This window comes from Kangiella sp. TOML190 (assembly GCF_023706045.1).
Classification (GTDB): domain Bacteria; phylum Pseudomonadota; class Gammaproteobacteria; order Enterobacterales; family Kangiellaceae; genus Kangiella.
In genome coordinates this window covers 349,941-372,129 of sequence record NZ_BQYL01000001.1, presented here as the reverse complement: position 1 = coordinate 372,129, position 22,189 = coordinate 349,941, and the positions used below count along the sequence as shown (strand labels likewise).

The window sequence follows — 22,189 nt, the reverse complement described above, 5'->3', positions numbered from 1 at the left end:
GTATATTTTGATTAGCGTGGAAAACGCGTGGAGACTTTATGTTACGCATTGGTTTATTTTTACTGACCAACTTTTTAGTCTTAATTCTAGCGGGCGTGATTATGAACGCGCTGGGATTAGAGCAGACCTTGTCCCAAAATGGCTCAGATCTAAATATCATGAGCTTATTGGTGTTCTGTGCCTTGTTCGGCATGATTGGTTCTTTTATCTCACTCTTTATCTCCAAATGGATGGCCAAGCGCAGCATGGGTGTGCAGATGATTGACCCTAATAATCCTAAATCTGAGCGTGAACAATGGTTGCTGGATACCGTTACCAGTTTGGCCCATGATGCCAAGATTGGTATGCCAGAATTGGGTATTTTTCCTTCGCCACAATCGAATGCTTTTGCCACGGGTTGGAATAAAAACAACTCTTTAGTGGCCGTTAGCGAAGGCTTGATGCAAAGAATGGATCGCAATGAAGTGCGTGCAGTGTTGGCGCATGAAATTGGTCACGTCGCCAATGGCGATATGGTGACGCTGACTCTAATTCAAGGAATTGTGAATACTTTTGTGATGTTCTTTGCGCGGGTGGTTGGCCATGTGGTGGATAAAGTTATCCTGAAAAATGAGCGTGGCTACGGTATTGGTTATTTCGTCTCGGTAATGATAGCGCAGATTGTTTTTTCCATTCTGGCTAGCATTGTGGTTATGTGGTTCTCGCGCAAGCGTGAATACCGTGCTGATGAAGCGGGCGCTCAATTAGCCGGAACTGGCGCTATGATTTCTGCCTTGGAAAAACTCAAAGCTGAGTATGATATGCCGTCGGATATGGGCGAAACCTTTACTGCGTTTGGCCTAAAAAATGGTAAAACCGGCTCTTTCCAAGAAAAATTTGGTCACTTATTTATGTCGCATCCGCCGCTTGACGACCGGATAAACGCGCTAAGAAATATCTAAGCATTGGTTAGGGTAAGAATAAAGCGGGCATTGCCCGCTTTTTTTTATTCGCAGCTTCGGTAAAATGCGGGCATGTTTTTGTTTTAGTGAAGCCATGAATCCATTTTTTAATCGTTGGCGATACCTTATTGTAGTAATCACTTTAAGCGTTTCTAGCCTTGTTTGTGCTCCTTTGGCCGCCGCTTCAAGCGAGGGCGAGACTAGTTATCGAGAGCTGGCAGCCGCCCAGCTAGCGATGGAGAAGAAAAACGGTCGTCTATTTTTTAGCGAAAAAGTAGCTGATGGTGATAACAAGGCATTGAGCGGAGCGGTAAAAATTATTCAAGACAATGGCTATATTGAAGCCACTTATCGACAAGGATTTATCAATGGCGTTTTTAAGCAGGTCAAGAAAGGCAAAACGGCCTTTTTAATTGAGTATTGTGATGGCAGGCCATGCGGTGATTATAAGCAGTATTATGCGGACGGTAAGCTGGCCAAACATAAGCAATATAATAAATGGAACCAGCTAGAAGGCGATTTTAAGGTTTACAGCAAAGACGATGGGCGTATTGTCAGAAAAACTCGCTATCGCCAAGGTAAAAAAAACGGCTTTGAAGTGCTCTATTTTGAGCAAGGTCTGGAAGGGGTGAAAAGCCGTAGCGAGTTTTTAAACGATCAAAAGCACGGTCAAGAAACCTACTACTATCAGGAAGGCGGAGTGGAGCTTCGTCAGCTTTATCAAAACGGTGAATTGGATGGTCGGCATATTAAATTTGCTGCCGATGGTAAAAAATCGTTTGAAGCAAATTACAAAGATAACCAATTGCATGGTAGCGTTTGGATGTATTTAGAGGGTGAAGTTTGGATCTTAAAGCATTACCAAAATGGCAAACTGCATGGAAAGTGGATTGAGTATGATCTGGAAAAAAAGGGCGTAACCAAACAAATTAAATACTTTGAAAACGATCAGGAAATCGCCCAACAAGGTTGGTCAAAAACCAACGGATAGGCAAAGTTGAAAATTAAGGCAAAGCTGTGACAAAGACCGCTATCGATCGAACCATCTCTATTGCTCCAATGCTCGATTGGACGGATCGCCATCAACGGCGTTTTATGCGGATCATTACCAAGCGAGCGCTGCTTTATACCGAAATGATCACAACTGGCGCTATTTTGCATGGTGATGCCAAGCGCCATTTGCAGTTTAATGCAGAAGAGCATCCGGTTGCGGTGCAATTGGGTGGCAGCGATCCGAAAGACTTGGCGTTGTGCGCTAAAATTTGTGAAGACTATGGTTATGATGAAATCAATTTGAACGTGGGCTGCCCCAGCGATCGTGTGCAAAATGGTCGTTTTGGCGCTTGTTTGATGGCCGAGCCAGAGCTGGTTGCCGAATGTATGACGGCGATGGATAAGGCGGTGTCGGTTCCTGTGACGGTTAAAAGTCGGATTGGTATCGATGATCTAGATTCTTACGAGCATCTGCATCGGTTTATCGCTACCGTTGCTGATGCTGGGGTAAAAACCTTTATTATTCATGCGCGTAAAGCTTGGCTGTCAGGGTTAAGTCCTAAACAAAATCGAGAAATTCCGCCGCTTAAATATGATGTCGCTTATCAAGTTAAACAAGACTTTCCTGAGCTGGAAATTATCGTCAATGGCGGCATTACTAATTTTGAACAAATTGATGAGCACTTGCAGCAGCTGGATGGAGTCATGATTGGGCGAGAGGCATATCATAACCCCTACTTTTTAGCCGAAGCGGATAGTCGCTATTATAAAGAATCATCGAGCAACAAATCACGGCAGGAAGTTGCTGAAGAATTTATCGACTATGCGCAATCTCAAATCGAGCAGGATATTTATTTGGGTCATATGACGCGGCACATCTTAGGCTTGTTCCATGCCCAACCCAAAGGCAAACTATGGCGCCGTTATTTAAGCGAAAATGCCTATAAAAAAGGCGCAGGAGTAGAGGTGATAAAACAAGCTTTGCAGGTTTTCGATTAGAAAAAAAGCAATAAAAAAGGAGTAAAAAGAAGATGACAGGAAAAAAGGCTTTAATAGTAGTGGTCTTGGGGTTGTTGGTACTAGCCTGTGTTTATTGGTTTTTAGCAGAAAAAGAATCGCCCCTTGAGTCTAACGAACTTACCGATAAGTCGCAAAAGAACGAAAAAAGTAAAACGGTTATCGCTGAAAAACAACAGAAGCTTAGTAAGCGAGTCGTGAGTGATGACAGTTCTAGCCCAGTTCAATATGCTGAAGCAAAAACCTGTGAGCAGCTTAATCAGCAGTGCCCTGAGTGTGAGTCTGAATTTAACATTTTGATGGAGGATATATTTATTAATGTGGAAGACTTGGCGGCAACCGGTTCTTATTCCACCATGCCGATCGAGAGTCTGGCCAGTTTAGCTGATTCAAAAGATACTTCTGCTATGTTAGTGCAAGGAACCGATCTTTTATGGGATGCGGTTTTGGGCGTTCGCATGATGAATCGCTCTAAGCAGTATACTGATGCGCAAGTTAGGGATATTGTTAAACAACATAAAATAGATTTTGAGCAATTTGAAAAAGGCGAAAGGTTGTTATACCAAGCGGCAGCTTTAGGTCGATTTGGAGCCTTGATGGAGCTAGTACAAATTCATGGCTTGCTGCAACGTCAATTAGTAAAAAAAGCATACGATGCGGAGACTATTGAGGCGGTCTTAGTGAATAAATGGGCTCACCAAAAGTTGTTCAAAGCAGTCCATCAAAACGATCAATTTTTATGGCAATCAATTGACTACACAAGTCTTAATCGGCGTGATAGAGAGACTTTGGCGACACTTCATGCTGACAAAACCGAGTCAGAAATTGAGTCACTATTGAGTGATTTAGAATCACGTTCGCAAAAGCTGTTCCTTGAACTAAAGCAAGCTTGGGTTAAAGATCGTGAGTATCTTGGCGAAGATGCATTTCCTAAATTGATGCAAAGAAAGCTTGAGGATTACAGTTTGCAAGCCCAAAAGCTTTGTTGGAATACCCAAAGCTGATCAGTAGTAAGCTATAAATAGAGCTTTATTAGCGGTTACATTTCGCAAGTAAATATTGAAGCTATTGATCATTGCTTAAAAATTAGCCTAGAATAATCTTGCTAATCACAACTGTAGGGGGTTGTATGAAATTCTTAAAATGGCTACTGATCATCATTGCTTTATTAGTGGTTTCTCTGGCGGTAATCGCTTTCTTCTTACCTAAAACGTCACACGTTGAACGCAGCATCACTATCAACGCCACTCAAGATGCGGTATTTAATCAAGTCAACAGTTTTAAAAACTTTAATCAGTGGTCACCTTGGGCCGACAAAGATCCGAACGCCACTTACAGCTACTCAGGCCCTGAGGCGGGGGTCGGTAATAAAATGAGCTGGTCGAGCGATAAACCAGAAGTGGGCCAAGGCTCGCAGGAAATTATTGAAAGTCAGTATCCGAAAAAGGTAAAAACTAAATTATTATTTGGTGATGACCCCAATCCGGGTTTTGCGACCTTTAGTATTGAGGAAATTAGTTTTGATCAGACGAGATTGACCTGGAGTTTTGATGCGGATTTCTCCGAGTCGCTGGTTGGTCGCTATTTTGGCCTGATGATGGATTCAATGCTAGGGCCAGATTACGAAAAAGGTTTGAGCCGCCTTAGGCAACTGCTCGAAAATTAAGCGAAATCAGTTTGTAAACGCTACTTGATTATGGCTTTTTGTCGTAAATTCGTTCAAAGTGTGAGCTTGCACGGTTTTCTATTTTAAAATTCGTATAATAAGCACAGTTTTTAGTTACGTTAATACCAAACGGGAAAAATCTATGAAATTAATAAAATCTAACCTTATCGCTGCTGCGGTCACGGTGGGGATTGCAGGTTTAGTGGCTTGTTCTTCGACCCCAACGGTTGATTTGGAGCAAGCGACGGCTGGTATTACTCTGGTTGAAGAAGTTAAGAAATCGGCTGGTGAGCTGGTAATACCCTATAAAAAGTACCAACTGGCTAATGGACTCACAGTTATTTTACATGAAGATAATAGTGATCCTTTAGTGCATGTGGATGTGACTTATCATGTAGGTTCAGGACGAGAAGATATTGGCAAGTCAGGTTTTGCACACTTTTTTGAGCATATGATGTTCCAAGGTTCGGAAAATGTCGCCGATGAAGAGCACTTCAAGATCATTACCGAAGCCGGTGGTACTCTAAACGGTACTACTAATAGTGATCGCACTAATTATTTTGAAACTGTGCCTTCGAATCAGTTGGAAAAGATGTTGTGGCTTGAGGCCGATCGAATGGGCTTCTTGTTAGATGCGGTAACACAAGAGAAGTTTGAAGTGCAGCGTGAGACGGTTAAGAATGAGCGCGGCCAACGAGTCGACAATCGTCCTTATGGTCGCCTGAGTGAGCGTGTATCACAAGCATTATATCCAGAAGGACATCCCTACTCTTGGCCAACTATTGGTTGGATGGAAGATCTTAATCGTGCCGATGTTAACGATTTGAAGAAATTCTTTTTGCGCTGGTATGGCCCAAATAACGCAACCTTAACCATTGGCGGTCGCTTTGATGAAGAACAAACCCTTGCTTGGGTGAAAAAATATTTTGGCTCGATTCCAGCGGGTCCAGAAGTGGCTGACCCAACGCCACAGCCGGTTGTTTTAGACCAAGACCGTTATATCTCGATGGAAGATAACGTTTCGTTACCTTTGATTTATATGTCTTTCCCTACTACCTATGGGCGCAGTCAAGATGAGGCCGCATTAGACGTTTTATCGTCAATTTTAGGTCAGGGAAAAACCTCTTTATTCTATAAAAACTTAGATAAGCAAGGTTTAACCGTGCAATCGGGAGTCAGCCATCCGTGTTCGGAACTAGCCTGCCAGTTTACCTTGTATGCTTTACCCAATCCGGCAAAAGGCAAATCATTGGCGGATTTAGAGAAAATCATGCGTGATACTTTCAAGGAGTTTGAGCAACGCGGAGTGCAAGACGATGATCTCGAGCGGGTAAAGGCGGGTATGAAGTCAAGCTTGATTTATGGTTTGCAGAGCGTATCGGGTAAGGTTTCACAATTAGCCGCTAACCAAACTTTTGAGGGTAACCCGAACCGTATTGGAATTGATTTAGCTCGTTATCAAAATGTGACTAAGCAAGACGTGATGCGCGTTTATAACCGCTATATAAAGAATAAATCGGCGGTGATTATGAGTATCGTGCCTAACGGCAAGCCGCAATTAGTAGCGCAGCAAGATACTTACCAAGTGAAAAAGCGAACGATTCCGCAAACAAGTGATGATTCCACGCTGGAATTACGCATTGCCAAAGATAACTTTGATCGCAGTGTCAAACCAGCCTCTGGCGAAAATCCGTCAATTACGCTTCCAGAAATTTGGCGCTCGAAATTGGCCAATGGTATCGAAGTGTTAGGTGCTAATAATAATGAAACCCCGACTACCGCTATTAGCTTTAGAATTGAAAATGGTCATCGTAATGATCCTTTAGCCAAGGCGGGTTTAGCGTCGATGACCGCTTCGATGATGAATGAGGCTTCGGAAAGTTATTCAAGCGAAGATTTAAGCAATATGCTACAAAAGTTAGGTAGTTCGATTAGCTTTGCGGCGGGTGAAAACTATACCACCATGACCATTTCGTCTTTGACCGAAAACCTGGATAGAACTTTGTGGATCGCTTCGGAAAAATTATTCAGTCCAAGATTTGATGACAAAGATTTTAAGAGAATCAAAGATCAGACGGTTGAAGGTATCAAGTTTTCGCAAAAACAACCTTCAACGGTTGCTTGGAATGTTTATAACAAGCTGATTTATGGCGACAACTCGATTGGTTTACCGTCAGGCGGCACCTTGGCTTCTGTGGCAAATATTAGTTTGGATGACGTTAAAAACTTTTATAAAACTCAATACTCGCCGCAAGCATCCAATATAGTAGTGGTTTCAGATTTAAGTGAGCAAGCGATTGTTGATAAACTTAAGCGTTTTAGCAACTGGCAAGGAGCTGAAGTCACTAAAGCACCGCTAAACCCAATGCCTAAACTGAAAAAGGCAATTTATTTGGTGGATAAACCTGGCGCTGCTCAGTCGGAAATTCGCATAGGAAAGCGTGCTTTACCTTATGATGCTGATGGCGAGTATTATCTCGCTAGCTTAATGAATTACAATTTAGGCGGTGCTTTTAATTCGCGAATTAATATCAATTTACGCGAAGATAAAGGTTATACCTATGGCGCTCGTTCAAGTTTCCGTGGATCGAGTGATCATGGAACCTATACTGCCAGCGCAGGGGTTCGCTCCGACGTGACTGATAAATCACTTATCGAATTTTTCAAAGAAATTGATAATTATCAAGCCGCAGGTATGACGGAGCAGGAGCTTGAGTTTATGAAAAATTCATTGGGTCAAAGTGATGCGCGAAAATATGAAACTCCTTCGCAAAAACTGGGCTTATTATCAAGAATCCTGACCTATGACTTAGACGATGATTATATTGAAGAGCAAAACGATATCTTAGAAGATATTGAGCTGGAAGATCTAAACGAACTGGCTAGCAAGCACTTGGTTCGTGACGAAATGATCGTTGTGGTAGTAGGAGATAAAAAATCAATTTTGCCTGGATTGCAGCAATTGGGTTATGACATTGTTGAATTGACCATCACTGGAGAGTTGATGCGTTAAACTTTGTTGGTCGTTGATAGAAAAAGGAGTCGTAAAGACTCCTTTTTTATGTCCGTCTTATTAAGCATGATGTTAGTCATTCCAAGTTATGCTAATTTTGTGTATGGTATATTCTATTAGTGATTATTTTTTCAATAATTAGTGGAAAGGGACTATCGATTATGAACCATTTTCAGGCCTCAGTAGCACTTTCTCTAGTAGCTACGTTAACCCTTTTTTCAACGCCACTGCAGGCGGACGAATCTTTACAAGCATGTTTATTAAAGAAGCTATCGGAAGCTTCGGATGATACCAAAGTCAGTGAGTTAAAGGCGGCTTGTAAGAAAGAAGAAGCTCCTGAAATACCGGAGTTAGTAGTTAAAGTTCCTGACGAGAAGCCTGCAAGTGAGACGCAAGAGGCGGCCAAAGAAGAATCCCATTTAGTTAAATCAAGGATGCGCCAAGAATATCGAGCACGTAATAATCGATTTGCTATTTTACCGCATAAACCAAATTATATTTTACCAGTTAGCTATAACGATAGTCCTAATGAGGATGTGCTTAACTTACCAGATGATGGGCGCGAGCTGGATGAAATAGAGGTTAAGTTCCAAGTCAGTTTTAAAACCCCGATATGGGATGGTATTTTTGGTGACAATACCGCCTTATTTTTTGCTTACACCGGCCAATCCTATTGGCAGGCTTATAACTCCGAATACTCGAGCCCATTTAGAGAAACTAACCATCAACCGGAATTTTTTGCCCAGTGGGTAACCGATTGGAAAATTGGTGATTGGCAAATCCCGACTTTTTGGGCGGGTATAGAACATCAATCAAATGGCCGCAGCGGTTTACTGTCTAGAAGCTGGAATAGAATCTATACTCAATGGGTTTTTGAAAAGGATCGTTGGGTGATTTCGTTCAAGCCTTGGTGGCGAATTCCTGAAGACGAAAAAGATGATCCGTTTGACGCAGAAGGTGACGATAATCCCGATATTGATGATTATATGGGTTATTTTGAACTCCAGACTCGCTATCAGTGGAACGAGCATAACTTTGGAATCATGCTGAGAAACAATTTACGCAGCGATAACCGTGGTGCTACTCAGTTCGATTGGACCTTCCCGCTGGATGATAAGGGTAAGCTTAGAGGTTATATTCAGTTATTCAATGGTTACGGAGAAAGTCTCATAGACTACAACCGTAATACCAGTCGTATTGGTGTAGGGATCTTGCTAACCGATTGGTTGTAAAGTCGCAGTTAAGAGCTAGTAGTAAGGGTTAAGGGTAAAAGTCGCAATCTGCCGAGCTATTATTTAAGGTGCTAATATTGAAGTGCTAGTTTGGCTTGATGCGCTTTGGCCAATGTTATAATTGAGATAATAAAACAATACAATCCAGCGATGCACATAAGCCCAACAAATAGGTAAGGATTGATCCCTGACACCAGACTCGCTCTGCCAGAAGTCATGGTATCTAGAGCGATAAAACTCAGCAGCACTCCAAGAATCGACAATAAGCTGCTGATAACTAGCTGCCAAAAATAGCCAAGACCGATTTGCTTACGGTATTTCAGCGAACTAAAAAGTGCAAAAATCGCCAGTACCGGAATGGCAAAAACCAATAAAATCGATGACATTTTGACCTCTTGTTAGCGCTCTCTTTGGTAATGATCAACAATCACCTTGGTTACACAGGTGGTAAGCTTTTTGGCAAAAGGAATGTGCAAAAACTCATTCGGACCATGTGCATTAGAGTTGGGCCCTAACACACCTGTTATCATAAACTGCGCTTCGGGAAATTTCTCACCAAGCATCGCCATGAAAGGAATGGTGCCACCTTCGCCCATATACATCGCCGGTTTTTTGTAAACGGCTTGTGAGGCCTCTTCAAGCGAGTCTGCTAGCCACTGCTCAACGTCCGGTGCGTTCCAGCCGTCGGATGCTTGATCTGCCTGAAAAGTGACGGTGGCATTGGATGGCGGATCTTGTAATAACAAATCTTCAAGTTGCTTGTTGGCAGCTTCGCTGTCGGCAGTTGGTGGTAGTCGCAGCGATAATTTTATGGAAGTGGTGGGCCTAAGCACATTGCCGGCATTCTCAATTCCCGGCATCCCTGCGATTCCAGTATAAGATAGAGCCGGACGCCAATTACGGTTCAACAGCCGTTCAAAATTATTTTCTGCCATTGGTTCGGTATCGTCGGCCCATGGGTAAGGGTTAACAATATCATCACCTAACACTTTGGCTACCTGTAAGGTTTGTTCTAAGCGCTGCTCGGGAATGTCAGCGTAAAACGCTTTCGGGATCATGCGGCCAGTATGTTCATCTTCGAGTCGGCTAAGAAGCTGCCTAATGACGCGAAATGAAGAAGGAACTACACCACTGCCGTAACCTGAATGGATCCCTTCTTTGAGCACATCGACCTTTAAAGTACCGCTTGCCATGCCGCGCAGGCTCATGGTTGACCAAAGCTGTTCGTAATTGCCCGCACCAGAATCCAGACAGATGACTAAAGAAGGCTCGCCAATTCGATCGCGCAATTGGTCAATATAATAGGGTAAATCATAGCTACCAGACTCTTCGCAAGCTTCAATCAAAACCACCACTCTGGCGTGCGGTAGCTGTTGTTGTTTCAATGCGATCAAAGCGGTTAAAGAGGCGTAGGCGGCATAACCGTCATCAGCACCGCCGCGCCCATAGAGTTTGTCATCTTTGATAACGGGGAGCCAAGGTCCTAACCCCTCGTCCCAGCCCTCCATTTCGGGTTGTTTATCCAAATGACCATACATTAAAATAGTATCGTCTTGCGGATTATTGCTACCGTCGCTGGCAGGGACTTCCATAAAAATCACTGGGGTGCGACCTTGTATCCGGACAATATCCAGAGTTTTACCGCGAATATCCTGCGCCTCGCACCAAGCGGCAATTTGTTGAACCGCTTGCTCCATATAGCCGTGTTGCTCCCAATCTGGGTCAAAATGCGGCGATTTATTGGGGATTTTTATGTATTCGACTAACTCAGGAACAATTTCTTCATCCCACTTTTGGTCAATATAGGCTTGGGCTTTAGCAAAATCCAACATATCCGTGACTCCTTTGATTGGTGCAAACACTTCATTCTAACCAAAATTTTAGTAAACTGTAATCTATCCTTCGCCAATTGGCTTGCCTTGTGGCATCCATTCACTGGAGTAAAAAGATGAAGAAAATCACCACTACAGCTTTAGCAAGCTCTTTATTAGTCTGGGCCATTACCGGCACTCAAGTGTTCGCTCACGCTGGGCAGAAAAAGGAAGTTCAAATCAAAACGCAACAACTGACCGAGGGTATTTACGTATTGTTTGGACAAGGTGGCAATATCGGTTTATCGGTGGGCGAAGATGGTGCCTACATTATTGACGATCAGTTTGCGCCCTTAACCGAGAAAATTGATGCTGCAATTGATGCTATTACCAAAGAGCCAGTAAAGTATGTGATCAATACCCACTGGCACGGTGATCACACTGGCGGTAATGAAAATTTTGGTAAACAAGGCTCAACTATTGTTGCGCATGATAATGTCTATAAGCGTATGAGTACGCGACAAGAAATGAAAGCCTTTAATCGGATAGTGGAAGCTGCGCCTAAAATGGCCCAGCCGCAAGTGACTTATCAAAAAGAAATGAGCTTGAAGTTAAACAACGACAAGATGCGTATTATTCACGTGGCCAATGCGCATACTGATGGCGATTCCCTAGTGTTCTTTGAGCAAGACAATGTGTTACACATGGGGGATTGCTACTTCAATATTGGCTATCCCTTTATTGATATTGGCTCTGGTGGCTCAATTAGCGGCTATATCAGCGCTTTAGAAAAAGGCTTGATGCTTGCCAATGAAGAGACGCAAATTATTCCGGGGCATGGTCCTATGGCGACTAAACAACAAATGAGTGCTTACGTTGCCATGCTAAAAGATATTCGTAATCAAGTTGCTGAGCTTAAAGCTGAAGGTAAGTCTTTAGAAGAGGTGGTGGCGGCAAAACCTAGCGCTAAATACGATGAAAAAAATGGTAAAGCTTTTATCAAACCAGCACAAATCGTAACCGCCATTTACAAAAGTTTATAAGCAATTTTGTTATTTTAGATAAGCTTAAAATCCAGACCAAGGCCAAGCAGTTTTGCGTTAACAGTTTGGCCTTTTTCAATTTCACCAACGCCGCTTGGTGTTCCTGTAAAAATTAAATCGCCAGCTTGTAATTCAATATGCTTTGATAGCTCGACCATAATTTCAGGAATCGACCAAATCATTTGGTTGATATTGCCTTGTTGCCGCATTTTTCCGTTAACTGAAAGTTCAATGTCGCCTTCTTCTAATTTGCCTGCTGTTGCAAAAGGTACAATAGAGCTGATAGGGGCTGATTGATCAAAGCCTTTAGCCAAATCCCAAGGGCGTGATTTTTTTTTAAACTCAGACTGTAAGTCGCGCTTGGTTAAATCAATGCCAAGAGCATAACCGAACAGGTGACTCCAAGCATTTTCTAGTTGAATGTTAAATCCCGATTGTCCAACAGCAATCACCAATTCGACTTCATGGTGCAGCTCGCTTGTCATGGCAGGATAATTAATCGTTTCAGGATTGATTACTAAAGCATCCGCAGGTTTGGAGAAGAAAAAGGGCGCTTCTCGCTTCGAGTGCCCCATCTCAAGCGCATGTTCGGCATAGTTTCGGCCAACGCAATAGACTCTCCTGACGGGAAAGGCATCTGTAGAATCGAGAATGGGTAAAGCCGTGATTGGGCTAGGCGGAAAGCGAAATTTCATGATGCTAGTGCTGTATGGCAATTGTCAGTACAATAGCGGCTTTATCCATTTTACTCAAGATTTGGACATAAGTGCCCATGTTAAATTGCTTAAAACTGCTCCTAACTGTAACAATTGTTGTCTCGCTCACGGCCTGCGAACCGTCGAATCCAGAGCCAGAAAAAGGTGCTATAAAAGCATCCAGCTCAATTGAAGTGATCAATCCTTGGCTGCGTAAGATGCCTCCGGGGATGGACAATACCGCAGCCTTTATGACCATTAAAAACCATACGGGAAAACCGCTAACTCTTGAGGATGTTAGCTTGGACTGGGCGCGAATGGGGATGATCCATGAATCCAAGATAGTCGATGGTATGGCAAAAATGGAGCATCAAGATCAACTCATAATTGATGATAGCCTTGAATTTAAGCCAGGTGGCTTGCATATCATGGTAATGGGGATCGATCAGCCTCTTGTGGATGGGCAAGACTATAATATTTTTTTACACTTTGCCGATCGCGAGCCGCTTGCAGTTAAATTTAAACTGGGTCAAGCTAATCAATAACTAAAAAATTTAACTGGGTTAATTTATGGAAACTGAAACTCCAAAAAAACGTAAAAAGCTTAGGGCCATTCTGGTGACATTGCTACTGTTGGTGATTGTCATGATCATTTTTATCTTTGTCTGGAGTAGCGAGCCTGAACCCATCGATCCGATTAAGGTGCGTCAATCTTATCCTGCTGGAGAGCCGCCGGTAGGTTACATCACGGTTGAAACGGTAGCGCAAACCATGGAAGCCTTGCTTGATAAAAGTGGTGGCTTCTTGAGTAATGATATAACGCCACCCAGTATTTTTATGGATAACATGCCATCATTTGAGTTTGGCGCCTTGGTGCAAATTCGCGACATCACGCAAATTTTGCGTAATGATATTAGCCGCTCTCAATCGCAATCTACCGAAGACGAATCCCTACACAAAGCCGAACCCGCTTTTAACATTAATCATACCAAATGGTTATTGCCAAGAGCTGAAGGCGAATACCGTAAAGGTATTAAATATTTGCGTGATTATCGAGATCGCTTAACCGATCCTGAGATTACTCATACTCAATTTTATGCACGGGCTGATAATTTACGCTCTTGGTTATATTTAGTTAGCAAACGACTAGGATCCTTATCGCAGCGCTTGAGTGCTAGCGTTGGCCGCGTTCGAATTAATACCGATTTAGCGGGCGACAAATCTGCGCAGCAGTCGACCAACTCGGGACAATTAGTCGAAGTCAAAACCCCATGGCTAGAAATTGACGATATTTTCTGGGAAGCTCGTGGCTCGACTTGGGCTATCGTTCAGTTTATGAAAGCGGTGGAGCAGGACTTTGATGTGGTGATCAAAGATAAAAATGCGCAAGCCAGCTTTAGACAAATTATTCTAGAACTGGAAGCGACCCAAGAAGCGATTTGGAGTCCGATGATTGTTAATGGTCGTGAATTTGGTTTTGTAGCCAACCACTCGCTAGTCATGTCCTCCTACGTTTCCCGTGCTAACGCCGCCATAATCGATCTGATTGATTTACTGAAAAGAGGATGATGACTAACTTTGCTTCCTACCAGCAGAGCCCTTGTGAAGGGAGTATAATTGTAGACGCCCACCGCGATCGTCTGGGTTCGGTAGTTACTGTCACGGATTACAATGGCAACATCAAGGAACACCGAAGCTTTGACCCTTTTGGAAAACCACGTAAGGGTGATTTTACAAATTCAAGTCAAAGCACTTTTAGTAGTATTACTGGCTTAACGCAAGCGAATCGTACTACCGAGCGCGGTTTTACAAATCATGAGCACCTAGATGATCATGAGCTCATTCATATGAATGGACGCGCGTATGATTACAACTTAGGTAGATTCTTGAGTGTAGATCCATTCATACAGGCGCCTGGCAACAGTCAAAGTATGAATCCGTATTCATACATTATGAATAATCCATTGGCAGGTACTGATCCGAGTGGGTATATGGCTGTTTATTCTGGGATGCTTGATGACGGAAAGTGCTACTATTAAGTGTATACAAAAGCAGCTATTGGCTGGGTTCACTTTTGCAGGTCAAGGTGTCGGTAGCAATGGCAAATCGTTGTCACAAAAAATTTCTGCTGCCCAGCAGGAAAAAGATAAGAGTATCATCGGGGCGCTCGAATCGCAGGGTCGAAGAGCTCTGGAGCTTGATTATGGAGCAGCTACAAGAAATATACCTGATAGCCTATTATTTGCTTCGACAAATGATGATCAGGTTATGGATGAATATATCGAATTATGCAAGATAGACAGAGAATGGCTAATTCGTTCAAAAAAGTCGATGATTTTATTTCTGAAGACGTAAGTAGTGGTGTAGAAACTACATATATGTGGACGTTTGGAGGTGTTTTCGGAGCTAAGAAAAAAGCTGAAAATATTAGAAATGCCACCAAGTCTAGCGGCGTTTGGAACTGGATTCAAAGAAAAGTAGGCTTCGGTGCTGGTGGAGCGCAGGCAGCTATAAGCAAAATGACTTCAAACCCTGCTAAAATTTGGGGTAAATCAGCTGATGAAATAGCCCAGCTTTTTACAAAAGCTGGGTATAAAGCAAAAGTTGTGCCTTTAAATTCTGGTCGAGGCTCTAAAGTAATGATTGAAGGGCATCAAATAAATTTAATCAAAGTTCATGGCGGCGGTGGTAGGCATCACTCTCAAAGATATCAAATGTCTGGGAATAATATTAATGTTAAAGTTGTTGGCGGTAATAGAAGTTCATACAGGGGAAATCCTAATGAAGAGTGGGCCGACTTTATATTTATGAGAGATCAACAATGAATGATTGCTATGAAATAGTTCCAGGAAAACAAATATCAGGCATACAGTTAGGAAATACAATTTCAGATATTGAGAAGGCATTTAGCTCTATTAAGAAATCTAACAATGATATTGCATTTACTGGGACTAAATTTTCTAAATATTTCGTTGAGAACTTGAGTTTTATATATGATGAAAACCAGAAGAAAATCATAAGTATTTCATGTCGAGATGATTACCAAGGAAGTTATCAAGGAATTTCTCTTGGTGATACTTTAAAAGAACTTCAAGACAAGTTTCCTGATATATACTGGGATGACGTCGAAGAAATGGTTTTAATAGAAAGTATCGAAGGAATAGGTTTTACCTGTAATGATCATGGCTCAAATCCGTTCTTAGACCTTGAAAGTAAAATAGTACAAATATCAATTTGGTAGCAAAACTTTTTATGCCGTCATATTGACGGCTTTCGTTGTCTATTGTTCGGATATTTGCCAGCAGCCTTCGGAGAGCTTTCTGGTTTGGGTTCGGAAGTCTGAGTGTTTTGGCTCGGAAGTCTGAGTGTTTTGGCTCGGAAGTTGGGGCGGTGCCAGTAAATTTTCAAACCAGCAATTCTCCGAAGCATTTCCAGTTTGTCCTCCGAGTAGTTTCCATTTAGGTATCCGAACGCTGCTGTTAAATCTCCGAGTATTTCGCCCATAAAATCGTCAGTTTATCCCAGCGGACTGGTCAGAGTATTTTGGATTCGTTAGTCAGGTTGTTCTGGTTTGATGGTCAAATGTGGCTGGTGCTTACAGTTTCAGCTTTTTCGGCAAAAATAGAAAATATTTGGTGTTTTTATTAAAGGTAATACTAGTCACCTAGTGCGTTATCTTGGCGATGCACCTTTTATGAACCTTTTAATTGAAGTTTATGAGCCATTTTTGAAGTAAGACTAAACCTTTTAGCAACTTTTGGTATCCTATAGTTAGAAGGATATAGATAGATAGCGAATGTGTTGAGCCAGTCAATTGAAATAGACGATAGGGTTACTGACGAATTGCCACTGGTTCAAGCCGCGGCAGGCGGCGATTTATCGGCTTTTGAGCGTTTGTATCTGCAAAATCATAAGCAGATTTATTTGCTTTGTTTGCGGATGACAGGGCGTAAGGATTTGGCTGAAGATCATTGCCAAGATGCTTTTATCAAAGCTTGGCAGGCGCTGCCAAAGTTTCAAGGGAAGAGCAAATTTAGCAGCTGGTTATATCGAATTGCGGTGAATGTGGTGCTTGGTCATCAGCGCAAATATCAATACGAGGTATTGGCGGATCAAGATTGGCAACAGGCTTTTGAGGACGAGTTTGCTGCCAGCCATAATCCGCAGCAGTTGGATCTGGAAAAGGCCATTGCGGCTTTGCCGATGCAGGCTAAAAATGTTTTGATTTTGCACGATTTGATGGGTATGACCCACAAAGAGATCGGCGAGTCCTTAAAAATAGCGGTGGGAACTTGCAAAGCCCACCTTAACCGGGCGCGCTTGTTGGTGCGGCAGCAGCTTACCGGCGACAATCGGTAGCAGTCGGTAGCAGTCGGTAGCAAGAAAAATACGATTGGTAGAGTAAGTATGAATGAGCAAGACTTAATCAAACAGCTAGCGGCTTTACCCAAAGAGGTAGAGAGCAAAAATCAATGGTCAAGTATTAAAACGGCGATTGAAGGCTTGGAGCGACCAGGCGAGCTAGACGAGTCGTTAGAAAGTTCTGGACAGAGTTCGGAACAGAGCTCGATGGCTACCACGCAGATAAAGCCGAAGTCGCGCCGTTTTGTGTTTCCGATGGCGCTCGCCGCTTCGGTGATGTTGGTGGCTTTGTTAAGCATTAACTTGCTCAAAGCGCCGCAAATGCCTGAACTGGATCTAGCGCAAGTGAAAACTATTCAAAGCTTGCAGCAAGCCAATAACCTTTATTATTCAGCTTTGGGTAGCAAAATGGAGTCGCAGCAAAATGCGCTGCCTGAGAGTTTAAGCAGTACTTTGGAAGATCTGCGTATGGCGCAAAAATCCTACCGCCAAGAGTTATCGCAAAACCCGCACGATCAGCAGTTGTTTAAACGTTTGATTCGTAGCTATGAAACCGAGCGTCATCTATTACAAGATCTTCTTGGTTAAGTTTTGTTAATTAGCACTAGAGATGGGCAAGGCTTTTGCGAAGCTTCTAAGGTATTATTTTGGTCTCAAGCGCAAAAAGTAATACCAAAATTGGTGACAATAAAAAAGCAGCCATTTAGCCAAGGCACTAACCCAAACTAGACTTTTCTCTCATTCCCGCGAAAGCGGGAATCCACCTTAAACTATCATACAAGCATTGGAATAGATTCCCGCTTTCGCGGGAATGACGTACTGAGTAAGTAAATATTCATTTAGAATGTTGCTGATTGAAAATTAAAAAAGCCCTTAGAATTAAGGGCTTTTGTCTTTCTATAAGTTCAAGAAGTCCAGAGCTGGTGAACCTCTTGCCATTTAGCTGCCTTTTTAAAACCACCTTGGGATCAGAATTTACAGCTGATCTTGGTAAGCTTTGATGCTATCAACAATTTCTTGCTTGGCGGCTTCTGCACCTTCCCAGCCATCAATTTTAACCCATTTACCAGGCTCTAAGTCTTTGTAGTGTTCGAAGAAGTGCTCGATTTGGTTTCTTAGCAGTTCTGGGATTTCAGAAATGTCATGAATACCTTGATACATGGTGCTGAGTTTTCCTGTTGGAATAGCGATTACTTTAGCATCTTGTCCGGATTCATCAGACATTTTCAAAACACCAACAGGGCGACACGGGATCACGCATCCTGCTAGCAAAGGAAAGGGGGTTGGTACCAATACGTCGACGGGATCACCATCAGCAGATAAAGTTTGGTTCACGTAGCCGTAGTTTGCAGGGTAGTGCATGCAGGTGGCCATAAAACGATCTACAAATAAAGCACCAGTTTCTTTATCTACTTCATATTTGATTGGGTCGCTGTGCGCTGGAATTTCAATAATGACGTTGATTTCTTCTGGAGCTTCTTTGCCCGCAGATACGTTGTCCAAACTCATGGGATACCTTTAAATTCAGTTAGTATTGGAAAATGGCGCGCATTATACAACTGTTTAAATGGAAAGAACACTGCTCAACTTCTAAACTTTATGCATAAAAATTGTACATTTGTCGTAAGTTGGTTAGACTGGTTTGGCTTTATCTAAAAACCATTTAATAATCAAAGAGATAGTGACCAATGGGGGATCTATGTTAGAAAATCTTGCGCTACCACCCGTGCTGGGTTTGGTAGGACTTATCTTTGCATTCGTAATTTATTTGCTCGTCAAAAAATATCCCGAAGGGGAATCCAATATCAAAAAAATCGCCGATCAGATCCACCTCGGCGCTATGGTGTTTATGAAGCGTGAATACACCATGTTGGCCGCTTTTGTGGCGGTATTGGTAGTGTTGGTTTGGTGGAAATTGGGCGCTCAAACCGCCATCGCGGTCATTGCCGGTGCTTTATCGTCATCCATCGCTGGTTGGCTGGGAATGTATGCTGCGACTAAAGCTAACGTTCGAACCGCTACTGCGGCACAAAAAGATGGCGCACCAGCAGCCTTATCGGTAGCCTTTTTTGGCGGCTCAATTATGGGCTTGTGCGTGGCGGCACTCGGTTTAATCGGACTTGGCGGGCTTTTTTGGTATTTTAATCCAGCCGCGGATTTGCACGCGGTACATGCCTTAGAAGGTTTTGGTATGGGCGCTTCCTGTGTCGCGCTGTTTTCACGTGTCGGCGGCGGGATCTATACCAAATCCGCTGATGTTGGGGCTGATCTAGTGGGCAAGGTTGAAGCCGGTATCCCTGAAGATGATCCACGAAATCCAGGAGTAATTGCTGATAACGTAGGCGATAATGTTGGCGATGTTGCGGGCATGGGTTCGGATATTTTTGAGTCCTATTGCGGCTCCATGATTGCTTCAATTGCCATTGCGGCGACTTTAACCCAGCCAGATTTGCGTTCTTCGCTAATGACTTTCCCCTTGCTGCTGGCAACTGTGGGCATGGTTGCATCCATGATTATGATCGTGGTGGTACGCTTTTTCTCAAGTTCAGCACCAGCTACAGCCTTAAGAATTGGCACCATGGGTGCGCCGCTGCTGTTTATTGGCGCGGCTTATCTCTTGGCGGGGCAGATGAATATTCCGACTAACTACTGGTGGGCGGTAGTGGCTGGCGCGGTAGGTGGTGTCGCCATTGGTTTAATCACCGAATACTACACCGGCTCAACGCCAGTGAAGAAAATTGCTAAGTCGGGTGAAACTGGCCCTGCAACGGTGATGATCACGGGCTTGTCGGTAGGTATGCAATCGGTAGTACTGCCAATTTTTGTGTTGTGCGGCATTATCTATACTTCGACTGAGTTGGCGGGTTTATATGGTGTTGGAATTGCTGCGGTGGGGATGCTCTCAACGGTCGGCATTACCATGGCAATTGATGCTTATGGCCCAGTTGCTGATAACGCTGGCGGTATCGCGGAAATGGGCGGTATGGGCAAAGAAGTGCGCGAAATTACCGACTCGCTAGATGAGTTGGGTAATACCACTGCGGCGATTGGTAAAGGTTTTGCGATTGGCGCAGCAGCACTGGCTGCCTTGGCGATTATCGCAGCCTTTATTAAGTCTGCAGGAATCAATCTGGCGGAGATAAACTTAGGCAATCCAGTCGTGCTTATCGGTATGTTAATTGGCGGCACCATTCCGTTTTTAATCGCTTCGATCACCATGACTGCGGTTGGCGATGCGGCTTTTGATATGATCAACGAGATCCGTCGTCAGTTTAAGGAAATCCCAGGTTTGCTTGAAGGCAAAGCCGAACCGGATACCGCTAAGTGTGTGGATATTGCTACTACTGCAGCGCTAAAACGGATGTTACTGCCTGGTGTTATCGCGGTTTCTGCCCCCGTTATTATCGGCTTTTCGCCACTTGGCGCGATTGGTTTAGGTGGGATGCTGGCTGGCGCTTTGTTAGGCTGTGTTTTAATGGCGCTTATGATGGCCAATGCTGGTGGTGCTTGGGATAACGCGAAAAAATACGTGGAGAAGGGCAACTTTGGTGGCAAAGGTTCGGATACTCATGGCGCCGCAGTGGTCGGTGACACGGTGGGCGATCCTTTCAAAGATACCTCAGGTCCATCCATGAATATCTTAATTAATGTGATGGCGATTGTGTCGCTGGTGATTGCGCCGCTATTGCGATAAGAGAGGTGAGTCAAAAATGGTTAAATTAAGCTCTAACTTTGTTAAATTGAGAATCCAAGCGGTCATTTACAAACGTAAATTCCCTAACTAAAATTCTCAATTTACCTCGTTAGAGTTGAATTTCCTCATTTTTATCTTGTGTGCCTTCTGAAATGGCTAGTTAAAAGAGATATTTAAAATAGTAAAATTACTTGCTAAAGTGCGGCCTTAGGGTCGCATTTTTTATGCCCAATTTAAAACAATAAAAAGAGAAACTTATGGACTGCAAATACCACGATAATAAACAAGCCTTATGGCACTGTGAGGAGTGCGATATTCCTTTTTGTATGGATTGCGTTGAAGTTGAAGCGCAGATGAGTGCGCCGCGCTGTGTCTTATGCCGTCGTTACCTAGCATCCTACGGCGTGAGCCAACACGTAGAGCCTTTTTGGAATCGTCTGAATACCTTTTATCAATATCCGCTACAAAAACCGGCTAAGTCTTTTTTGTTATTTTATGCGATTGCCAGCTTAGTGATAGGCTTTTTAATCGATATTATTCCTATTGGCTTTGTTGGATTGATTTTACGGCTGGCTTTAATGGCAATGCTTGTCAGTTACGTATTTTCAGTATTGAGCAAAACCGCTAAAGGTGATTTTATCGCGCCAACCTATGATCAAACGGTGACTTATGATTCTGATGGAATGACGGTAAAAGTTATAGGTCTGTTTATCCTGTTATTTTTGGGCGGTGTCGCCATCACCGGTAAATTCTCTTACACGGGTCTTTATCTCTACCTGTTGTTTGTCGCTTTTATTATTCCGGCAGTATTAGTAACCTTGGGGATGAGTAAACACCTTTCGAGTTCGATAAACCCTTTGAATATACTGGAAACTATTGCTGGTATCGGCTTTCCGTATTTAATTTTGTTTGGTCTGGTGACGGTCATAACCTACAGCTTGTCTTGGGCTACCTTTTTTATTAATTATTGGTTGCCCGATCCGGTGGTTTTCCTGATGTCACAAACGGCAACAGGGTTTTTCTACATAATGATGTTCCACATTTTGGGTTATGTGGTTTATCAGTATCATGCAGAACTTGGCTATGGAGTCGATATTGAGGTATTAGCAACTAATGAAAATGCTGATTTGACAGTAGAGCAACGAGCCATGGCTCACGCGGATATTTATATTCAAGAAGGTCGCTATCAAGATGCAAAAGACAAGTTGTTAGAAGCAGGGCAAAATTTAAAGTTTCAAGAAGCGGCGTATCACAAGTTGGTTAAATTAAACTTGGTTAAGCAAGATATGGCTGGGACCATTAAGGCTGCAAAATTATATTTTGATAATCCAGAGCTTAAGAGCCATGCTTATAATGCCTTTTCATTGTATCAGCAGATCAGAAGGTTAGAGCCGCGCTTTAGGCCCATGAATGCCAATGCTCGAGCGATCCTTATAGAGCAGGTTCGGCATAAAAACCAAGCAGAGGAAGTAGCTTGGTTAGCTCAGGATTTAGAAGAAAAATTCGCTCAGGATCCGAATTTGCCGCAAGCTTTATTGGCTCAAGCTAAATACTTCGCCGAAATAGAGCATGAAGATACCAAAGCTGCCACGATTCTAAAGCAGCTTATCGAAAACCACCCCCAAGGTGCACACCGATTCGAAGCTGAACAATTGCTCAAAGCCTGCCAAGCCATGATGGCCTAGCCATTGGTGTAGTGATTAGTTCGTCTTGCTTAGATAA

General features: G+C 43.1%; 22 protein-coding genes. 18 read left to right on the top strand and 4 right to left on the bottom strand.

What is annotated here, in order from left to right; genetic code table 11:
- Positions 1 to 38 precede the first annotated feature (38 nt).
- From htpX to NFS34_RS01665, 7 genes are all read left to right on the top strand, one after another.
- Complete coding sequence (htpX, locus tag NFS34_RS01695) at positions 39 to 941, top strand: protease HtpX (RefSeq protein WP_251358107.1); 903 nt, start codon at positions 39 to 41, stop codon at positions 939 to 941.
- A 94-nt stretch (positions 942 to 1,035) separates the two neighbouring features.
- Positions 1,036 to 1,932: a toxin-antitoxin system YwqK family antitoxin gene (locus NFS34_RS01690; RefSeq protein ID WP_251358106.1), complete on the top strand. Its 897-nt coding sequence runs from the start codon at positions 1,036 to 1,038 to the stop codon at positions 1,930 to 1,932.
- Positions 1,933 to 1,958: 26 nt separating this feature from the next.
- The gene (dusA, locus tag NFS34_RS01685) at positions 1,959 to 2,933 is read left to right on the top strand and encodes a tRNA dihydrouridine(20/20a) synthase DusA (RefSeq protein WP_251358105.1); all 975 of its coding nucleotides are present in this window, start codon (positions 1,959 to 1,961) and stop codon (positions 2,931 to 2,933) included.
- Positions 2,934 to 2,965: 32 nt separating this feature from the next.
- Positions 2,966 to 3,955, top strand: coding sequence for a hypothetical protein (locus NFS34_RS01680; protein ID WP_251358104.1), 990 nt, complete (start codon positions 2,966 to 2,968; stop codon positions 3,953 to 3,955).
- 125 nt (positions 3,956 to 4,080) lie between these two features.
- On the top strand, positions 4,081 to 4,617 hold the full coding sequence (locus NFS34_RS01675; protein ID WP_251358103.1) for an SRPBCC family protein: 537 nt from the start codon (positions 4,081 to 4,083) through the stop codon (positions 4,615 to 4,617).
- A 142-nt stretch (positions 4,618 to 4,759) separates the two neighbouring features.
- On the top strand, positions 4,760 to 7,630 hold the full coding sequence (locus NFS34_RS01670) for a pitrilysin family protein (RefSeq protein WP_251358102.1): 2,871 nt from the start codon (positions 4,760 to 4,762) through the stop codon (positions 7,628 to 7,630).
- Positions 7,631 to 7,791: 161 nt separating this feature from the next.
- Complete coding sequence (locus tag NFS34_RS01665) at positions 7,792 to 8,862, top strand: phospholipase A (RefSeq protein ID WP_251358101.1); 1,071 nt, start codon at positions 7,792 to 7,794, stop codon at positions 8,860 to 8,862.
- Positions 8,863 to 8,933: 71 nt separating this feature from the next.
- Here the strand turns inward: NFS34_RS01665 and NFS34_RS01660 are convergent, their stop codons facing one another.
- Both NFS34_RS01660 and NFS34_RS01655 read right to left on the bottom strand, forming a co-directional pair.
- Positions 8,934 to 9,248 (bottom strand): hypothetical protein, encoded by a 315-nt coding sequence (locus NFS34_RS01660; protein WP_251358100.1) that lies wholly within the window; start codon positions 9,246 to 9,248, stop codon positions 8,934 to 8,936.
- A 12-nt stretch (positions 9,249 to 9,260) separates the two neighbouring features.
- Complete coding sequence (locus NFS34_RS01655; RefSeq protein WP_376707949.1) at positions 9,261 to 10,691, bottom strand: M20 family metallopeptidase; 1,431 nt, start codon at positions 10,689 to 10,691, stop codon at positions 9,261 to 9,263.
- 119 nt (positions 10,692 to 10,810) lie between these two features.
- Between NFS34_RS01655 and NFS34_RS01650 the strand changes: the two genes are divergently transcribed.
- Complete coding sequence (locus tag NFS34_RS01650) at positions 10,811 to 11,716, top strand: MBL fold metallo-hydrolase (RefSeq protein WP_251358098.1); 906 nt, start codon at positions 10,811 to 10,813, stop codon at positions 11,714 to 11,716.
- 14 nt (positions 11,717 to 11,730) lie between these two features.
- Here NFS34_RS01650 and NFS34_RS01645 read toward each other — a convergent pair whose 3' ends face one another.
- Positions 11,731 to 12,411: a fumarylacetoacetate hydrolase family protein gene (locus tag NFS34_RS01645; protein ID WP_251358097.1), complete on the bottom strand. Its 681-nt coding sequence runs from the start codon at positions 12,409 to 12,411 to the stop codon at positions 11,731 to 11,733.
- A gap of 77 nt (positions 12,412 to 12,488) precedes the next feature.
- Here NFS34_RS01645 and NFS34_RS01640 point away from each other — a divergent pair, with 77 nt between their 5' ends.
- The 8 genes from NFS34_RS01640 (at position 12,489) to NFS34_RS01605 (ending at position 17,361) form a co-directional block, all read left to right on the top strand.
- Positions 12,489 to 12,956 (top strand): copper chaperone PCu(A)C, encoded by a 468-nt coding sequence (locus NFS34_RS01640; protein WP_251358096.1) that lies wholly within the window; start codon positions 12,489 to 12,491, stop codon positions 12,954 to 12,956.
- Between the two features lie 25 nt (positions 12,957 to 12,981).
- On the top strand, positions 12,982 to 13,980 hold the full coding sequence (locus tag NFS34_RS01635; protein ID WP_251358095.1) for a DUF2333 family protein: 999 nt from the start codon (positions 12,982 to 12,984) through the stop codon (positions 13,978 to 13,980).
- Entirely contained in the window at positions 13,980 to 14,450 is a 471-nt protein-coding gene (locus NFS34_RS01630) for an RHS repeat domain-containing protein (RefSeq protein WP_251358094.1), read from the top strand. The genes NFS34_RS01635 and NFS34_RS01630 overlap by 1 nt, the downstream gene beginning before the upstream one ends.
- On the top strand, positions 14,428 to 14,766 hold the full coding sequence (locus NFS34_RS01625) for a hypothetical protein (protein WP_251358093.1): 339 nt from the start codon (positions 14,428 to 14,430) through the stop codon (positions 14,764 to 14,766). Before NFS34_RS01630 ends, NFS34_RS01625 begins: the two co-directional genes overlap by 23 nt.
- Entirely contained in the window at positions 14,718 to 15,236 is a 519-nt protein-coding gene (locus NFS34_RS01620; protein ID WP_251358092.1) for a hypothetical protein, read from the top strand. The genes NFS34_RS01625 and NFS34_RS01620 overlap by 49 nt, the downstream gene beginning before the upstream one ends.
- Complete coding sequence (locus NFS34_RS01615; protein WP_251358091.1) at positions 15,233 to 15,652, top strand: hypothetical protein; 420 nt, start codon at positions 15,233 to 15,235, stop codon at positions 15,650 to 15,652. The genes NFS34_RS01620 and NFS34_RS01615 overlap by 4 nt, the downstream gene beginning before the upstream one ends.
- A gap of 560 nt (positions 15,653 to 16,212) precedes the next feature.
- Entirely contained in the window at positions 16,213 to 16,770 is a 558-nt protein-coding gene (locus NFS34_RS01610; RefSeq protein ID WP_251358090.1) for an RNA polymerase sigma factor, read from the top strand.
- 48 nt (positions 16,771 to 16,818) lie between these two features.
- Positions 16,819 to 17,361 carry a hypothetical protein gene (locus NFS34_RS01605; protein ID WP_251358089.1) on the top strand — a complete coding sequence of 181 codons (543 nt, stop codon included), beginning with the start codon at positions 16,819 to 16,821 and terminating at the stop codon, positions 17,359 to 17,361.
- Between the two features lie 387 nt (positions 17,362 to 17,748).
- Here NFS34_RS01605 and ppa read toward each other — a convergent pair whose 3' ends face one another.
- Complete coding sequence (gene ppa, locus NFS34_RS01600) at positions 17,749 to 18,282, bottom strand: inorganic diphosphatase (RefSeq protein WP_251358088.1); 534 nt, start codon at positions 18,280 to 18,282, stop codon at positions 17,749 to 17,751.
- Positions 18,283 to 18,472: 190 nt separating this feature from the next.
- Between ppa and NFS34_RS01595 the strand changes: the two genes are divergently transcribed.
- Both NFS34_RS01595 and NFS34_RS01590 read left to right on the top strand, forming a co-directional pair.
- Positions 18,473 to 20,467 (top strand): sodium-translocating pyrophosphatase, encoded by a 1,995-nt coding sequence (locus NFS34_RS01595; RefSeq protein ID WP_251358087.1) that lies wholly within the window; start codon positions 18,473 to 18,475, stop codon positions 20,465 to 20,467.
- Positions 20,468 to 20,724: 257 nt separating this feature from the next.
- A complete protein-coding gene (locus NFS34_RS01590) occupies positions 20,725 to 22,152 on the top strand; it encodes a B-box zinc finger protein (RefSeq protein ID WP_251358086.1) in 1,428 nt (475 codons plus the stop codon).
- Positions 22,153 to 22,189: the final 37 nt, after the last annotated feature.

Coding starts and splice junctions, on each gene's coding strand:
- htpX (WP_251358107.1), top strand. CDS start 39: ATGTTACGCATTGGTTTATTTTTACTGACCAACTTTTTAGTCTTAATT.
- NFS34_RS01690 (WP_251358106.1), top strand. CDS start 1,036: ATGAATCCATTTTTTAATCGTTGGCGATACCTTATTGTAGTAATCACT.
- NFS34_RS01680 (WP_251358104.1), top strand. CDS start 2,966: ATGACAGGAAAAAAGGCTTTAATAGTAGTGGTCTTGGGGTTGTTGGTA.
- NFS34_RS01675 (WP_251358103.1), top strand. CDS start 4,081: ATGAAATTCTTAAAATGGCTACTGATCATCATTGCTTTATTAGTGGTT.
- NFS34_RS01670 (WP_251358102.1), top strand. CDS start 4,760: ATGAAATTAATAAAATCTAACCTTATCGCTGCTGCGGTCACGGTGGGG.
- NFS34_RS01665 (WP_251358101.1), top strand. CDS start 7,792: ATGAACCATTTTCAGGCCTCAGTAGCACTTTCTCTAGTAGCTACGTTA.
- NFS34_RS01660 (WP_251358100.1), bottom strand. CDS start 9,248: ATGTCATCGATTTTATTGGTTTTTGCCATTCCGGTACTGGCGATTTTT.
- NFS34_RS01650 (WP_251358098.1), top strand. CDS start 10,811: ATGAAGAAAATCACCACTACAGCTTTAGCAAGCTCTTTATTAGTCTGG.
- NFS34_RS01645 (WP_251358097.1), bottom strand. CDS start 12,411: ATGAAATTTCGCTTTCCGCCTAGCCCAATCACGGCTTTACCCATTCTC.
- NFS34_RS01640 (WP_251358096.1), top strand. CDS start 12,489: ATGTTAAATTGCTTAAAACTGCTCCTAACTGTAACAATTGTTGTCTCG.
- NFS34_RS01635 (WP_251358095.1), top strand. CDS start 12,982: ATGGAAACTGAAACTCCAAAAAAACGTAAAAAGCTTAGGGCCATTCTG.
- NFS34_RS01630 (WP_251358094.1), top strand. CDS start 13,980: ATGACTAACTTTGCTTCCTACCAGCAGAGCCCTTGTGAAGGGAGTATA.
- NFS34_RS01625 (WP_251358093.1), top strand. CDS start 14,428: ATGACGGAAAGTGCTACTATTAAGTGTATACAAAAGCAGCTATTGGCT.
- NFS34_RS01620 (WP_251358092.1), top strand. CDS start 14,718: ATGGCTAATTCGTTCAAAAAAGTCGATGATTTTATTTCTGAAGACGTA.
- NFS34_RS01615 (WP_251358091.1), top strand. CDS start 15,233: ATGAATGATTGCTATGAAATAGTTCCAGGAAAACAAATATCAGGCATA.
- NFS34_RS01605 (WP_251358089.1), top strand. CDS start 16,819: ATGAATGAGCAAGACTTAATCAAACAGCTAGCGGCTTTACCCAAAGAG.
- ppa (WP_251358088.1), bottom strand. CDS start 18,282: ATGAGTTTGGACAACGTATCTGCGGGCAAAGAAGCTCCAGAAGAAATC.
- NFS34_RS01595 (WP_251358087.1), top strand. CDS start 18,473: ATGTTAGAAAATCTTGCGCTACCACCCGTGCTGGGTTTGGTAGGACTT.
- NFS34_RS01590 (WP_251358086.1), top strand. CDS start 20,725: ATGGACTGCAAATACCACGATAATAAACAAGCCTTATGGCACTGTGAG.